General features: G+C 73.2%; 18 protein-coding genes and 1 riboswitch. Of the genes, 9 read left to right on the plus strand and 9 right to left on the minus strand.

Going from position 1 to position 13,703, the window contains the following annotated elements; all coding sequences use genetic code 11:
• Positions 1–21: 21 nt before the first annotated feature.
• Positions 22–1,248 (minus strand): homoserine dehydrogenase, encoded by a 1,227-nt coding sequence (locus AC1UE4_RS10770; protein ID WP_482917227.1) that lies wholly within the window; start codon positions 1,246–1,248, stop codon positions 22–24.
• Positions 1,238–2,497 carry a diaminopimelate decarboxylase gene (gene lysA, locus AC1UE4_RS10775; protein ID WP_482917228.1) on the minus strand — a complete coding sequence of 420 codons (1,260 nt, stop codon included), beginning with the start codon at positions 2,495–2,497 and terminating at the stop codon, positions 1,238–1,240. Before lysA ends, AC1UE4_RS10770 begins: the two co-directional genes overlap by 11 nt.
• Before the next feature lie 48 nt (positions 2,498–2,545).
• Here lysA and AC1UE4_RS10780 point away from each other — a divergent pair, with 48 nt between their 5' ends.
• From AC1UE4_RS10780 to AC1UE4_RS10795, 4 genes are read left to right on the plus strand one after another with little or no spacing between them, the layout of a single operon-like run.
• The gene (locus AC1UE4_RS10780) at positions 2,546–3,229 is read left to right on the plus strand and encodes an alpha/beta hydrolase (RefSeq protein WP_482917229.1); all 684 of its coding nucleotides are present in this window, start codon (positions 2,546–2,548) and stop codon (positions 3,227–3,229) included.
• Between the two features lie 15 nt (positions 3,230–3,244).
• Positions 3,245–4,036, plus strand: a complete 792-nt coding sequence (locus tag AC1UE4_RS10785; protein ID WP_482917230.1) for a metal ABC transporter permease — start codon at positions 3,245–3,247, stop codon at positions 4,034–4,036.
• A complete protein-coding gene (locus AC1UE4_RS10790; protein WP_482917231.1) occupies positions 4,033–4,815 on the plus strand; it encodes a metal ABC transporter ATP-binding protein in 783 nt (260 codons plus the stop codon). Before AC1UE4_RS10785 ends, AC1UE4_RS10790 begins: the two co-directional genes overlap by 4 nt.
• Entirely contained in the window at positions 4,787–5,617 is an 831-nt protein-coding gene (locus tag AC1UE4_RS10795) for a metal ABC transporter permease (protein ID WP_482917232.1), read from the plus strand. Before AC1UE4_RS10790 ends, AC1UE4_RS10795 begins: the two co-directional genes overlap by 29 nt.
• Here the strand turns inward: AC1UE4_RS10795 and AC1UE4_RS10800 are convergent.
• Together AC1UE4_RS10800 and AC1UE4_RS10805 are read right to left on the minus strand one after the other, a co-directional pair.
• Positions 5,577–6,362, minus strand: coding sequence for a prolipoprotein diacylglyceryl transferase (locus AC1UE4_RS10800; RefSeq protein ID WP_482917233.1), 786 nt, complete (start codon positions 6,360–6,362; stop codon positions 5,577–5,579). The genes AC1UE4_RS10795 and AC1UE4_RS10800 overlap by 41 nt on opposite strands.
• A gap of 24 nt (positions 6,363–6,386) precedes the next feature.
• The gene (locus AC1UE4_RS10805; protein ID WP_482917234.1) at positions 6,387–7,559 is read right to left on the minus strand and encodes a murein hydrolase activator EnvC family protein; all 1,173 of its coding nucleotides are present in this window, start codon (positions 7,557–7,559) and stop codon (positions 6,387–6,389) included.
• Between the two features lie 80 nt (positions 7,560–7,639).
• On the opposite strand from AC1UE4_RS10805, the gene htpX reads away from it, so the two are divergent.
• The 3 genes from htpX to AC1UE4_RS10820 are packed head-to-tail and all read left to right on the plus strand — an operon-like array spanning position 7,640 to position 9,731.
• On the plus strand, positions 7,640–8,533 hold the full coding sequence (gene htpX / locus AC1UE4_RS10810; RefSeq protein ID WP_482917235.1) for a zinc metalloprotease HtpX: 894 nt from the start codon (positions 7,640–7,642) through the stop codon (positions 8,531–8,533).
• A gap of 3 nt (positions 8,534–8,536) precedes the next feature.
• On the plus strand, positions 8,537–9,109 hold the full coding sequence (gene pspAB / locus AC1UE4_RS10815; RefSeq protein ID WP_482917236.1) for a PspA-associated protein PspAB: 573 nt from the start codon (positions 8,537–8,539) through the stop codon (positions 9,107–9,109).
• Between the two features lie 4 nt (positions 9,110–9,113).
• Positions 9,114–9,731 carry an aminoglycoside adenylyltransferase domain-containing protein gene (locus AC1UE4_RS10820; protein WP_482917237.1) on the plus strand — a complete coding sequence of 206 codons (618 nt, stop codon included), beginning with the start codon at positions 9,114–9,116 and terminating at the stop codon, positions 9,729–9,731.
• Here AC1UE4_RS10820 and AC1UE4_RS10825 read toward each other — a convergent pair.
• Positions 9,728–10,318: a CGNR zinc finger domain-containing protein gene (locus tag AC1UE4_RS10825; RefSeq protein ID WP_482917238.1), complete on the minus strand. Its 591-nt coding sequence runs from the start codon at positions 10,316–10,318 to the stop codon at positions 9,728–9,730. The two genes, AC1UE4_RS10820 and AC1UE4_RS10825, sit on opposite strands and share 4 nt — an antisense overlap.
• A 122-nt stretch (positions 10,319–10,440) precedes the next feature.
• Here AC1UE4_RS10825 and AC1UE4_RS10830 point away from each other — a divergent pair, with 122 nt between their 5' ends.
• Positions 10,441–10,689 (plus strand): GNAT family N-acetyltransferase, encoded by a 249-nt coding sequence (locus AC1UE4_RS10830; RefSeq protein ID WP_482917239.1) that lies wholly within the window; start codon positions 10,441–10,443, stop codon positions 10,687–10,689.
• A complete protein-coding gene (locus AC1UE4_RS10835; RefSeq protein ID WP_482917240.1) occupies positions 10,686–11,084 on the plus strand; it encodes an AraC family ligand binding domain-containing protein in 399 nt (132 codons plus the stop codon). Before AC1UE4_RS10830 ends, AC1UE4_RS10835 begins: the two co-directional genes overlap by 4 nt.
• On the opposite strand, the gene pspAA is transcribed toward AC1UE4_RS10835, so the two are convergent.
• From pspAA to AC1UE4_RS10855, 4 genes are all read right to left on the minus strand, one after another.
• Positions 11,061–11,360, minus strand: a complete 300-nt coding sequence (gene pspAA / locus AC1UE4_RS10840) for a PspA-associated protein PspAA (protein WP_482917241.1) — start codon at positions 11,358–11,360, stop codon at positions 11,061–11,063. The two genes, AC1UE4_RS10835 and pspAA, sit on opposite strands and share 24 nt — an antisense overlap.
• Complete coding sequence (locus tag AC1UE4_RS10845; protein WP_482917242.1) at positions 11,357–12,115, minus strand: PspA/IM30 family protein; 759 nt, start codon at positions 12,113–12,115, stop codon at positions 11,357–11,359. The genes pspAA and AC1UE4_RS10845 overlap by 4 nt, the downstream gene beginning before the upstream one ends.
• 55 nt (positions 12,116–12,170) lie before the next feature.
• Complete coding sequence (locus AC1UE4_RS10850; protein WP_482917243.1) at positions 12,171–12,701, minus strand: DEAD/DEAH box helicase family protein; 531 nt, start codon at positions 12,699–12,701, stop codon at positions 12,171–12,173.
• Positions 12,702–12,735: 34 nt separating this feature from the next.
• Positions 12,736–12,882, minus strand: a riboswitch (cyclic di-AMP (ydaO/yuaA leader).
• Between the two features lie 45 nt (positions 12,883–12,927).
• Entirely contained in the window at positions 12,928–13,701 is a 774-nt protein-coding gene (locus tag AC1UE4_RS10855) for a hypothetical protein (protein ID WP_482917244.1), read from the minus strand.
• Between the last annotated feature and the right edge of the window lie 2 nt (positions 13,702–13,703).

The following is a 13,703-nucleotide window of genomic DNA, read 5'->3' on the forward strand; positions in this document are numbered from 1 at the left end:
ACGGGTACCCGGTGAGGGGGTCTAGAGGAACTCCTCCTCGATCACCCGGATCGACCGCGGCGCGCTGCGGACGAAGTCGAGGCGGGCGATGAGGTCGCGGGCGGCGAAGAAGCGCGACTCGAGGAGCGGGTGGACGACCATCACGAGGCGGGCCTTCTCCCCCAGCCCGCTCTGCACGACCGACTTGATCGACGCGCCCTGCAGGCCCAGGATCTGGGCGACCTGGGCGAGCACGCCGGGGCGGTCGGCCACCTCGAGGTGCAGGTAGAACGCGGACTCCACGTCCTCGGCGATCTGCAGGCTGTCGGTCGTCTCGGGCGTCGACGCGGGCGGGATCATCGCGCTGATGACGTCGCCGAGCACGGCGCTCGCGGTCTGCGGGCCGCCCGCGCCGGGGCCGGACATCGTGATCTCGGTGATCGCGTCCGACTCGACGGTCACCGCGTTGTACGGCCCGTGGACCGAGGCCAGCGGGTGGCCGGCGTAGAGGAACGCCGGGTGCACGCGGACGCTGAGCTTGCCGTTGACCCGCTCCGCCGTGCCGATGAGCTTCAGCCCCAGGCCGAGCGAGCGTGCGTAGGCGAGGTCGTCGGCGGTGATGTGCTCGATCCCCTCGTACGGCACCTGGTCGAGGTGCACGGGCGTGTCGAACGCCAGGCGCGCGAGGATCGCCATCTTCGCCGCCGCGTCGCGCCCCGTGACGTCGTCGGTCGGGTCGGCCTCGGCGTACCCGAGGCGCTGTGCGTCGGCGAGCGCGTCGGCGTACGACGCGCCGGTCGCGGCCATCTGGGTGAGGATGTAGTTCGTCGTCCCGTTGACGATGCCGTGGACCCGCTCCACCCGCGCGGCGGCGAGCGACTCCTGCAGCACGCGGATGACCGGCACGACGCCGGCGACCGCCGCCTCGAAGCGCAGCTGCACGCCGTGCTCGCGCGCGACGCCCCACAGCTCCTCGCCGTACTGGCTCAGCAGCTGCTTGTTCGCCGTGACGACGTGCTTGCCGGCGCGCATCGCCCGCAGCACGTAGTCGCGCGCCGGATCGATGCCGCCCATGACCTCGACGACGAGGTCGGAGCTCTCGAGGATCTCGTCGAACGAGCCGCGCGATCGCGTGAGGACCCCGACGACCTCCGGGCGCATGCCGGTGATCGCGGCGATGTTGTCCGCGCGCGACGGCAGCAGCTCGGCGAACGCGCTGCCGACGGTCCCGTGGCCGAGCAGGCCGATGCGGAAGGTCTCAGTCGACATCGCGGGCGAGCAGGTCGTCGTACGTCTCGCGGCGCACGACCACGCGGGCGTCGCCGTCCGAGCAGAAGATCACCGGCGGGCGCGGCTGGCCGTTGTAGTTGTTGGCCATCGAATGCCCGTAGCCGCCCGTCGCGGGCGTGACGACGACGTCGCCGGGCGCCGGGTCGCGCAGGTCGGCGCCGCCGATGAGCACGTCGCCGGACTCGCAGTGCTTGCCGACGAGGTGGCAGTGCGTGCCGTGGCCGAAGCGGTCGGCGATCTCGGCCTCGTAGCGGGCGCCGTACAGCATCGGCCGCAGGTTGTCGGACATCCCGCCGTCGACACCCACCCACGTCGAGACGTTCCGCTTGACCGACTGCACCGTGTAGAGCGTCACGCAGCCGTTGCCGACGAGCGCGCGGCCGGGCTCGTCCATGATCGTCACGTCGGTGCCGAAGTGCTCCTGCGCCGCCTCGACCTTCGCGCGGGCGTAGTCGGCGATGCGAGGCGGCTCCTGCTCGCGCGTGTACGCGACGCCGAGCCCGCCGCCGAGGTTGACCGTCGTGAAGTGGCCGAGCGACGCCATCGCGGCGACGGCGAGACGGAACGGCTGCAGCGCGAGCAGCTGCGAGCCGATGTGGGCGTGCAGACCGGTCAAGTCGAGCTTCTGTGAGCGCTCGATGCGCGCGATGGCGTCGCGGGCGTCGTCGAGCCCGAACCCGAACTTCGAGTCGGCCTGGCCCGTCGAGATCGCCGCGTGCGTGTCGCCGGCGACGTCCGGCGTGATGCGGATCTGCACGGTCTGCGTGCCGTCGACGAGCCGCTCGAGCTTCTCGATGTCGTCGAAGTTGTCGATGACGACATCGCCGATGCCGGCGTCGATCGCCTGGCGCAGCTCCTCGTCGCTCTTGGCGTTGCCGTGCAGGTGGATCCGCGCCGGGTCGACTCCCGCGCGCAGCGCCAGCGCCAGCTCGCCGCCGCTCGCAACGTCGCAGCCCAGGCCCTCCTCGGCGAAGAGCCGCAGCACCGCGGTGCAGGGGAACGCCTTCGTGGCGAACACGAGCTCGCTGCGCTCGTGCAGCGCCTCGAACGCGCCCTTGAACTCGCGGGCGCGCCAGCGCAGGTCGTCCTCGGCGACCACGTAGGCGGGCGTGCCGAACTCGCGGGCCAGCTCGATGACGTCGCAGCCGCCCACGTGCAGGCGCCCGCGCTCGTCGAGGAACGAGCCGCGGGGGTAGACGTGCGAGAGCTGCTGCGAGGCGACGGCCACGGGGAGCAGGCAGTATGGCGAGTCGTGCCCGGAGGACCTTCCCGCGTCGTGACCGTCGAGCCGCCGGAGCTCGGCTCGATCGAGGGGCTGGCCTACGCCCGCTTCCTCCCCGCCGAGCCGCCGCGGGGCGGCGTCATCGTGCTCCACGGCGCCGGCTCGTCGAAGGAGAGCCACTTCGACTTCGCCCGCCTGTGCCGCGCCTCCGGCCTTGCGGCCGTGTGCTTCGACCAGCGCGGCCACGGCGAGAGCGAGGGCGCGCTGGACGACCGCGCCGTCGACGACGTCGCCGTCATCCGCTCGCTGCTGCCCGGCGACCGGCCGGTGGGGCTGCGCGGATCGTCGATGGGCGGCTGGCTCGCCCTGGTCGCGGCCGCCCGCGTCGCCGCGGCGGCGGTCGTGGCGATCTGCCCGGCGACGAGCGACGGCCTGCTGCGGGGCCTGCGTCAGGGGCGCTTCGACTTCCGCGCCGAGCGGCCGGCGCTCGACCGCGTCCTCGCCGAGCAGGACCCCGAGGTCGCCGCCGCCGACCTCGGCGAGCGCCTCCTGCTGCTGCACGCCGAGGGCGACGAGACGGTGCCCGTCGAGGTCTCGCGGCGACTGCACGAGCTGGCGCCGGCGAGCCGCCTCGTGGTCGCGCCGGGCGGCCACCACCGCTCGATCCAGCACGACGGCGAGTACCAGGCGCTGAGCGTCCGGTTCCTGGCTGGCCGCTTCGCGGGCGCCGGTATGTGAGAATGGTTCTCACTTATGCCCACGTTCCTCCAGCGCGCGCTCCTCGAGGTCGGCCTGCTCGCGATCGCGGGCGGCCTGCTCGGGACATGGGTCGTCCTGCGCCGGCTGGCCTTCTTCACGCACGCCGCCGGCTCGGCCACGTTCCCCGGCCTGGTCGTCGCGGGGCCGTGGGGCCTCCCCGCGCAGCTGACGGCGCTCGGCGCCGGGCTCGTCTACGCAACGGGGCTCGAGCGGCTCGTCGCCCGCCGCCGCGTCGCGCCCGACGCGGCGACCGGCCTGCTGCTCGTCACCGCGCTCGCGCTCGGGACGGTGCTGGCCAGCGACGTCTACCCCGGCGAGGCGCCGCGGGCGGACCGGCTCCTCTTCGGGACGCTGCTCGGGATCGGCGACGACGACCTCGTGTGGTCGGCCGCCGTCGCGGTGCTCGCCGTCGTCGCGACGGCGACGCTCGGCCGGACGTGGCTGGCGAGCGGGTTCGAGCCGGCGACCGCCCGGCGGCTCGGCGTCCCCGCGGCGCTCGGCGACGCGTTGCTGCTCGCCGCGCTGGCGGTGGCCGTCGTCGCGATGCTGCCGGCGGTCGGCGCGCTGCTCGTGGGAACGCTCGTCGTCGTGCCCGCCGCCACCGCCCGGCTGCTGAGCGATCACCTCCCGCGGCTGCTGGCGCTTGCGGTCGGCCTCGCGCTCGCCGAGGGCATCGGCGGCCTCCTGCTCGCCTACGAGCTCGACCTGCCGCCCGGCCCCGTCATCGCCGCGCTCGGCGGCGCCGGCTTCGCCGTCGCTGCCCTGGCGGGAAGGACGTCGTCATGACGGTGGTCACGGCCGACCAGCTCTCCGCCGGCTACGTGCCGGGGCGGCCGGCGCTGACCGACGTCTCCTTCGCGGCCGCCGCGGGCCAGCGCGTCGGCGTCCTCGGCCCGAACGGCGGCGGCAAGACGACGCTCTTCCGCGTCCTGCTCGGCGAGCTGGCGCCGTCGGCGGGCTCCTTCCACCTCGACGCGACCGTGGCGTCGGTGCCGCAGGGCGACCACGCGCGTCTCGACTTCCCCGTGTCGGCGTTCGACGTCGCGCTGATGGGCGCGTACGCGCGGACGCCGTGGTACCGCCGCGTGTCGCACGACGACCGCGAGGCGGCGCGGGAGGCGCTGGCGCGCGTCGGCCTCGACGACCGCGCCGACCACCGCTACGGCACGCTCAGCGGCGGCCAGCGGCGGCGCGTGATGATCGCCCGCGCGCTCGTCCAGGACGCGCGCGTGCTGCTGCTCGATGAGCCGTTCGCGGGCGTCGACGCGGCCAGCGAGGAGCGGATCCTCGGCGTGCTCGACGACCTCGCGGCCGAGGGCCGGACGCTGCTCATCGCCACGCACGACGTCGAGCAGGCGCGCGGCTGGGACCGCGTCCTGTGCCTGCACGGCTGCCAGATCGCGTTCGGCGTCCCCGACGACGTCCTCGGCGCGCGCACGCTGCAGGAGACCTACGGCGACGAGCTCATCGTCGTCGGCGACGGCGATCGCGTCATCAGCGTGCAGCACGGGTGCGAGGGCGAGCACGACAACGAGCATGAGCATCACCACCCGAGCGCTCCTTGAGGCGGTCCTCCTCGGCGCGGCCTGCGGGCCGCTCGGCGTCTGGGTCCTCGCCTACCGCCAGGCCTACGCCGCCGAGTCGCTCGCCCACGCGATGCTGCCCGGCCTCGCCGTCGCCGCGGTCGCCGGCGCGCCGCTGCTGCTCGGCGCCGCGGCCGGCGTCCTGCTCGCGGCGGTCGTCGTCGCGCTCGCGGCGCGCGACCGGCGCATCGGCGGCGAGCTGGCGATCGCCGTCGTCGTCACCGCCGCGTTCGGCACCGGCGCGCTCATCGCGCTGTCGCCCGACGTCCCGGCGCGGCTGAGCGACCTGCTCTTCGGCGACCTGCTCGGCGTCACCGACGCCGACCTCGTCGCCGCGGCCGTGCTCGCCGTCGCGGTCCCGGCGCTGCTGGCGGCCGCGCACCGGCCGCTGACCGCGACCGCGCACGACCCGCTCGCCGCGCCGAGCCTCGGCGCCTCGCCCGAACGGGCGCTCGCCGGGCTGCTCGCGCTGCTCGGGCTCGCCGTCGTCGTGGCGGTGCAGGGGCTCGGCAACCTGCTCGTGGTCGCGCTGCTGCTCGCTCCCGCGATCGCCGCGGCCCGGCTCGCCGGCCGGCTCGCCCACCAGCTCGCGGCCGCGGCGCTGCTGGGCGCCGCGAGCGGCGCGGCGGGCGTGCTGCTCTCCGACCGCGTCGACGTCGCCGCCGGCGCGTCGGTCGCGCTCGTCGCGTGCGGCGTCGCGCTGGTCGTGCTCGTCGTGCGCGGCGGCGGCGCCGAGCCGGGGCTCAGGCGGTCGCCGCTCGAGCAGCTGAGCGGCCGCCCGTGAGGAACAGCCCGCCGCGCCGCTGCAGCACGGAGATGTAGATCGCGCCGGCGATCATGAGGCCGAGCGACTCGAGCTGGGCGGCGGTGAGGCCGAGCGCGACGTCCTCGTTGCGCCGGACGAACTCGACGAGGAAGCGCTCGAGCCCGCCGAGGACGAGGTAGAGCGCGAAGAGGCCGCCGGGGCGGACGCGGTCGCGGAGCGACCACAGCCACAGCGCGAGCAGGCCCATCGTGAGCGTCTCGTAGATCGGCGTCGGATGGACGTCGTCGGTCGTCGGCACGGTTCCGTCGGGGTACGGCATCGCCCACGGCAGGTCCGACGCCCTGCCGTAGTCGCCGTCGCCGGAGAGCTGGCAGCCGATCCGGCCGATCGCGTAGCCGAGCGGCAGGCCGAACCCGGCGAGGTCGAGCAGCTGCGGCCCGAGGAAGCCGCGCCACTTGGCCCAGATGACCATCGCGATCGCGCCGCCGAGCAGGCCGCCGTACCAGATGAGCCCCGACCCGTTGAACAGCGACCCGAAGAGGTCGTCGGACGCGTCGCCCCAGTTCTGCGCGACCCAGTACAGGCGCGCGCCGAGGAAGCCGCCGACGAGGGCGACCATGACCATCTCCCACGCCCAGTCGGGCGGCTTGCGGAGCTCTCTGAGCCGGTGCGCGACGACGACGCCCCAGGCGACGAAGTTGAGCGCGAAGAGGAGGCCGAACGTCTTGATGTCCAGCCCGAAGATGGAGATGTCGACCTGCACGGGACGTGCAGGCTACTCCCCGGGCTAGAGGTACCCCATCGGGTTGACGGGCGTGCCGTTCACGCGCGTCTCGAAGTGCAGGTGCGGGCCGGTCGAGTGACCGGTGTTCCCGGACAGCCCGATGATCTGCCCACGCGTCACCTGCTGGCCGACCGAGACGCGGATGCTCGACTGGTGGCCGTAGCACGTCGACAGCGACGCGGTGTGCTGGATGCACGTGTAGTTGCCGTAGCCGCCGACCCAGCCCGCGATCACGACGCGCCCGCCGTCGGCCGCGCGCAGCGGCGTGCCGACGGGGATCGCGAGGTCGATGCCCGCGTGGATGTGGCCGGGGCGCGACTCGCCGAAGACGCCGGTGATCGGGCCGTTCGCCGGCCAGATGAGCTGGCCGCTTCCGTGGCGGATCGGCCCGGCCGCGGTGCCCGACACGGAGGCGAGCTTCGCCTGGACGCGGGCCTGCTCGGCCTCGAGGTCGTCGAGGTGCTTCTCGAGACCCTCCCGGTCGGTGCGGACCTTGTGCAGCGCCGCCGACTTGCCGGCCCGCGTGCGATCGAGGCCGACGCGCGTGCCGATGAGGTCGTTCTTCACGCGGGAGACCTCGTTGCGGCGCACGAGCACCTCGGCGGTGATCTTCTGCTGGCGGCGCTCGAGCACGTCGAGGCGCTTCTCGGTCGCCACCGCGTCGCGCTTCGCCTCGCGGACGTCGTCGAGGATGCGCTTGTCCTGGTCGGCGATGCGCTGGATGAACTCGCCGCGCTCGAGCAGCGCCGCGAAGCCGTTGGAGTTGAGGATCACGCTCAGCCAGTCGGGCTTGTCGGCCTCGTACATCTCGACGAGCCGCTGGGCGAGCGCGCGGCGGACGACGACGAGGCGCGCCTTCAGCCGCGCGAGCCGGGCGCGCTCGTCGCGCAGCTTCGTCTGCGTCTCGATCAGCGCCGCGCGCTTGCGGTAGAGGTCGGCCTGCAGCGCGGACTCGCGCTGCTGCAGCCCGCCGATGCGGCCCTGGAGGCTGCGGATGCGGCGGGAGTAGGCCGCGATGTCGGACGAGAGGACGCGCTCGGCGCCCTTCTTGCGGCCGATCTTCGTCTTCGTCGCGTCGATGCGCTCCTGCAGCTGCTGGCCGTGTCCGACCAGGGGCAGTCCCATCCACAGGACGAGCGGAAGCAGGACGCAGGCGACGAGGACGCGGAGGCGCATCGACGGCGCGCGATGGTACGAGGCCCGGTGCCTTTGTCCTGCAAATCGGGTTGCACCCGATCCCTACACTGGAACGGGCAATGGCGACTCCCCGCACCGCTCGGCTCAAGGCCGATCCGGGCCTCCAGACCCGGATGGTCCTCACCATCTTCCTCCTCGGCGCCGTCTACGTCGTGCTCGTCGGCGCCCTGTTCGCCGCCGGCGCGTCCGGCGTCACGATCGCCGTCGTCGCAGGCGGCCTGTTCCTCTTCCAGCTCTTCGCGGCGGAGAAGCTGGGCCTGGCCGCCATGGGCGCGCACGAGGTCTCGCCCGCCGAGGCGCCGGAGCTGCACGCGATGGTCGAGCGGCTGTGCGTCCAGTCCGACCTACCCAAGCCGCGGATCGCAGTCGCGCGCACGTCGATGCCGAACGCCTTCGCGATGGGCCGCTCGCAGAAGCACTCCACCGTCTGCGTGACGACGGGGATCATGGAGCTGCTCTCCCCCGCCGAGCTGGAGGGCGTGCTCGCGCACGAGCTCGCGCATATCCGCCACCGCGACGTCGTGATCATGACGATCGTCGCCTTCTTCGCCTCGATCGCGTCGATGATCCTGCAGTTCGGGTTCTTCTTCGGCGGGGGCGACGACGACGACAACCCGAGCTTCTTCGCGCTCATCGCGGTCGCGCTGGCCGTCTACGTCGTCTCGTTCTTCCTGATGCAGGCGCTGTCGCGCTACCGCGAGTACGCGGCCGACCGCGGCGCCGCGGAGATCACCCGCCGGCCGAGCGCGCTCGCCTCGGCGCTCATGAAGATCAACGGCACGATGGACCGCATCCCGCAGCAGGACCTGCGCGCGCACTCCGAGCTGGCCGCGTTCTACATCTCGCCGCCGACGAAGCAGTCGGTGTTCGCGCTGTTCTCGACCCACCCGCCGATGGAGAAGCGGATCGCGGCGCTCGCCCGCCTCGAGCAGCAGCTCCAGGGCGCGGCGTAGGCGATGGGCTTCCTCGACGCCTTCCTCGGCCGCTCGCGCGTCGCGCAGCCGGCCAAGAAGGACCGGCTCTTCGCGCTGACCACCGCGTACGTGACGCTCGAGACCGAGCACGGGATCACGACCGCGGGCAAGGCCGGGATCGTCTTCCAGTCCGACCCGACGAGCGACTTCAACCGGATCGTGAGCGAGACCGAGGAGATCCTGCGCGCGACGGGCGACGAGACCGGGACGACCGTGCAGACGAGCGAGGACTCGTACGGCTACCGCTGGGTCGTGCTGAGCGATCCCGACGTCGAGGACCTCGTGGTCGGCGTCAACGCGGTCAAGGACGGGCTCGACACGAGCGGCTACGGCGACCGCGTGCTCGCGTGCGTCTTCTCGTTCCGCGAGCAGGACCGGCCGGTGTACTTCATCTACAACGTCAAGCGCGGGTCGTGGTACCCGTTCGTCCCCGCGCCGGGGACGCAGCAGCGCAACACCGAGCGCGAGCTGCAGCTCAAGGCGATGCTCGGCGGCGAGCTGCCCATGGAGCCGGAGCTCGAGCGCTGGTTCCCCCTCTGGGGCGTGCCCCTCTAGAGACATGCCGGAGGACGTCCGGGCCTACCTCGAGGAGCTGGTTCCCCGGCTGCGTGGGGTGCTCGGCGACCGGCTGGTCAGCGCCGCGGTCATCGGCAGCGTCGCGTTCGACGCCTACGTGGATGGCGCGAGCGACGTCGACGTCCTCGTGGTCGTCGACGACCACCTCGACGACGAGCGGCGGTCGATCGTCATCGACCGCTGCTCGCATCGCAGCCTCCCGTGCCCGGCGCGCAAGCTCGAGCTCGTCGTCTACACGCGGGCGCAGGTGGCGGCGCCGGAGCGTGAGCAGCGCTGGGAGATCAACCTCAACAGCGGGGCGAGCGAGCAGGTCGCCGAGACCGACCCGCGGCTCGAGTCCTGGCACTGGTTCGTGCTCGATCTCGCGCAGGCCCGCGAGCACGCGATCACCCTGACCGGCCCGTCGGTGCGGCAGCTCATCGGCCCCGTGCCCGCCCCGCTCGTGCGCGAGGCGCTCGCCGAGGGCCTCGCGTGGGCGGCGCGCCACGAGCCGGGCGAGTCGCTCGTCCTCGCCGCGGCGCGGACGTGGCACTGGCACGCGACCGGCGCGTTCGCGAGCAAGGACGCCGCCTGGCGCTGGGCGCGCGAGCAGCTCGGCTAGCGCCGGGCGCTCGAGCGCTTCCTGGCGGCACGCTGGCGCTCGCGGTGCGCGCGCGCCTTCGCGCGGTTGCCGCAGACGGCCATGTTGCACCACACGCCCGAGCGGTTCTTGGAGTGGTCGTAGAACGCCCACTTGCACGTCTCCCACGGGCACGCCTTCAGCCGGTCCCACGTCCCGTCGGCCTGCGCCGCGGCGACGATCGCGAGCAGCTCGCCGAGCACGGCGTCGACGCCGGCCGCCGCGGGCGCGAGGGCCGCGACGCCGTGCGCGTCGAAGCGCACCGCCAGCGCCGCCCGCCGCGCCGTCGCGTCGACGACGCGCGCCGCCTCGGGATCGACCGCGTAGTCGCCGCCGTGGTGGCCGAGCAGCAGCTCGCGCAGCGCCTCGCGCAGCGCGACCGCCCGCTTCAGCTCCGCCGCGGTGACGCGAAGCTCCGCGGCGTCCGCGCCTCCGAGGCCCTTCTCCGCGGCCCACGCGGCGAGCGCCTCCGGCGTCCCCAGCTCATCGCCCTCCGGCTTCTCCAAGTCCACCGAGTTGACGAACTCGCGGACCACCTCGAGCCGTCCGGGCGCCGCCTGGCTGCTCACGTTCCACCGTCCTCCAACGTTCTCTGATGGCAAGCCATCACGAACCACACTACCAAAAGCGCTTGACTGGTTACGTAACCGGTCATACCATGTAGGTAGTTACGAATCGATCGGAGGCCATCGTGCTCACCCCCTCGCAGTGGAACGCCATGACGATCCGGCCCGCAGGCCCCGAGGACCGTGGCCGGCTGGCCGACCTCGCCGCCCTCGACAGCGCGCGTCCGTTCGCCGGCGACGCGCTCGTCGCCGAGGTCGAGGGCGCGCCCGTCGCCGCGCTCGAGCTGCGCACGGGCCGCGGCATCGCGGACCCGTTCACGCCGAGCGCCAAGCTGCTCGACCTCCTGCGCATCCGCGCCGCGCAGCTGCGATGAGCCATCGCGTCGCGCGGATCGACGAGATCGAACGCCACCGCGTCGTCGACGGGCAGCTGTGGTGGCACCCCGTGCGGGACCACCTCGGCGTGCGCTCGTTCGGCACGAACGCGTACGTCGCCGACGCGGCCGGCGACCTGGTCGTCGAGCCGCACGACGAGGACGAGTTCGAGGAGCTCTACGTCGTCGTGCGCGGGGCCGCGCGGTTCACGGTCGACGGCGAGACGTTCGACGCGCCGCAGGGCGCGCTCGTCCTCGTGACGCCCCCGTCGCAGCGCGTGGCGCACGCGCTCGAGCCGGGCACGACCGTGCTCGCGGTCGGCAACGTGCCCGGCCGGGCGTACGAGGTCAGCGAGTGGGAGACGCGGTGGCTACGCGCTGCCCGGCAGCAGTGAGTCCGGGATCACGCCGTCGCCGCTGAAGTCCCGCTTGGCCTCTTCGAGGTCGGTGTCCTGCGGCGGCAGGATGACGTCGGACTCGCGGAGGTCGTCGTCGGCGAGCTTCGTGCCGCGCGAGCGGACGAGCTCGAGCAGCTGATCGAACAGCTCGCGGTACCGGGCCTCGTCGCCCGCCTCGACCGCCTCGACGACGCGGTTGTCGAGGTCGTTGATCTCCTCGAGCGCGTCGTCCGACAGCTCGAACTGGTCCTCGGTCGCAATGCGGACGATCACTGGTTGCCCCCCTGGCCGAGCTCGCCGGCCGGCTTGGGGCTCTCGCCCGAGCCGAGCTCCGCGCGCATCTTCGACAGCTCGTCGTCGACCGCGCTGGCGCTCGTGAGCTCGCGCAGCTGCTTGTCGATGTCGTCCTCGCCCGAGCCGAGCGCGGTGAGGTCCTCGAACGTCCCGGCCGCCTCCAGCTCCTCGACCGCCGACGCGCGGGCGCGCATCTGCTCGGTCTTGTCCATCGCGCGCTGCATCGCGAGGCCCACGTCGGCCATCTGCTCGCCCACGCCGGTCGCGGCCTCGGAGATCTGCACCTGGGCCTCGGCGGCGGAGTACTGCGCCTTGATGACCTCCTTCTTGGTGCGGAAGGCCTCGATCTTCGCGCGCAGCTTCGCCTCGTTCTCGACGAGCCGTTGCTGCTGGTCCTCGAGCTCGCCGACCTGCTGGTCGAGCGACTGCAGCTCGGTCTGCGCGAGCTGCTTGCGCTCGAGCGCCGCGCGCGCGAGCTCCTCGTTCCCGGCGGCGAGCGCCTGGCGCGCCTGGGTGTCGAGCTTGACGACCTGCTGCTCGAGCTTGCCGCTCTGCATCTGCAGGCGCTTCTTGGACGTCACCACGTCGGCGATGCCCTTCTTGACGTTCTGCAGCAGCTCGAGCTGCTTCTCGTACGAGTAGTCGAGGGTCTCCTGCGGGTCCTCGGCGCGATCGAGGAGCTTGGAGACCTTCGCCTTGACGATGGTGGAGAACCGTCCGCTCATCCCGGGCATGCGGGCACCGTACCAGCGCGCGGGCGCTGGCTTCCGGCGGGTTCCTGCGGGTGGTCTAGAAGCCTTCGGGGTGGCGCGCGCGGAAGCCGCGCGTCGAGCGCAGCGTCGGGCGCCAGCGGGGGCCCTTGCCGCCGCGCGGGTCGCCCGCGGCGCTCGTGTCGAGCCGCAGCCCGGCGATGACGACGAACGCGTGACCGGGGTTCGTGTAGATGGTGATCCACTCGCCCGGGCCGGCCTCTCCCCAGCGCATGAACGAGCCGGAGTCGAGCGGCGACTTCAGCAGCTCGGCGCCGATGAGCGCGTAGGAGACCGTGCCGGAGCAGTCGTAGCCGAAGTCCTCGACCTTGGCGTGGCCGCCACCGTACTTGTAGGGCTTGCCGATGAGGCGGTTCGCCGACGCGATCGCCTCGCGCACCTCGGCCGGCGCGCCGGCGGGAGCGACCGCGAGGCCGTCCTTGCCGATGATCGCCTTCGCGCCGTTCCACGTGGCGCGCTGCGCCTTGACCGGATCCTTGTACGTCGCGCCACCGGTGCTGGCAGCCGACGCTGCGGCGGGGGCAAGCCCCAGCAGCACGGCACAGCTCACGATGGACGCAGCAACGCGGGAACCCCGCAAAACCAACACCTCTCTCGTCGGCCTGCGGGGTTAGCTGACGGGCTGGCGCTGAGAAAGCCTGCGCCTCGCGTCACTCTGGACGCGACTCGCCCCAAACAACGTGGGTCCCCCGCTCCCTGGCCTGTTGCCAGGGATTCGGCATCGGTGCGGCACCGTACCCGATCTGCACGAGAACATGCGCCGCGGTTGTCCTCCGTTACATCGGTTTGCGCCTGTGCACCTTGAGCGCGACGGCCGCCAGAAGCGCCGCGAGCAGCGTTGCGGCGCCCATCCGCAGGCCGAGGGGAAGAGGCGGCGCGCCGCTGCCGCACGCGCGTGCGGACGCGTGGAACCCGGCCGGATCCGCCCATGCCGTCGGGGGATCGCGGTCCTGGAAGGCGGGGCCGCGCGGGCTCGACGCTTCCGCCGGGTTCCACCAGCGCGCCTTGGCGCGTCCCCATCTGCCCGGCCAGCGCACCCACGGCCCGAGTTGGCGCACCAACGGCATGACCACGCGTCCATCTCCGCGCGCCTCGTCGTCGGGATCTGGCCACGGGCGGCCGTGCTCGCCCGGGGTCGGATACGAGGCGTGGGAGCCGTTCGCCACGTAGATCCGGCCCCGCCACGGGCACGCCTCGGCCCACTTGTGCTGCGAGAACGTCGCCACGGCGGGCCCGCGGCCGGTGCCCACCTGCACGAGCTCCCAGTCGCCCTCGTGCCGCCCGGTCCGCAGGATCCCGCGGTCCTGCGGGTTGTCCGCGTAGAGGAGCCAGAACTGCGTCCACGTCCGCCCGTCGGTGCCTCGGACGACGCGGCGGTAGACGACGTCGGGAAGGGGGTCGACGCGCGGGCGCAGCGCGATGCGGTCGCCGGCGACGCGGGCGGTGAGCGCCTCGACCGCCGTCGCGCGGTCGCCCTCGCGGGCGTCGTAGAAGAGGGTGGGCGCCGGGACCGCGCCACCGCGCGTCTGCGCCGCGACGGCTCTCGGCATCT

The organism is Parviterribacter kavangonensis (assembly GCF_056863335.1).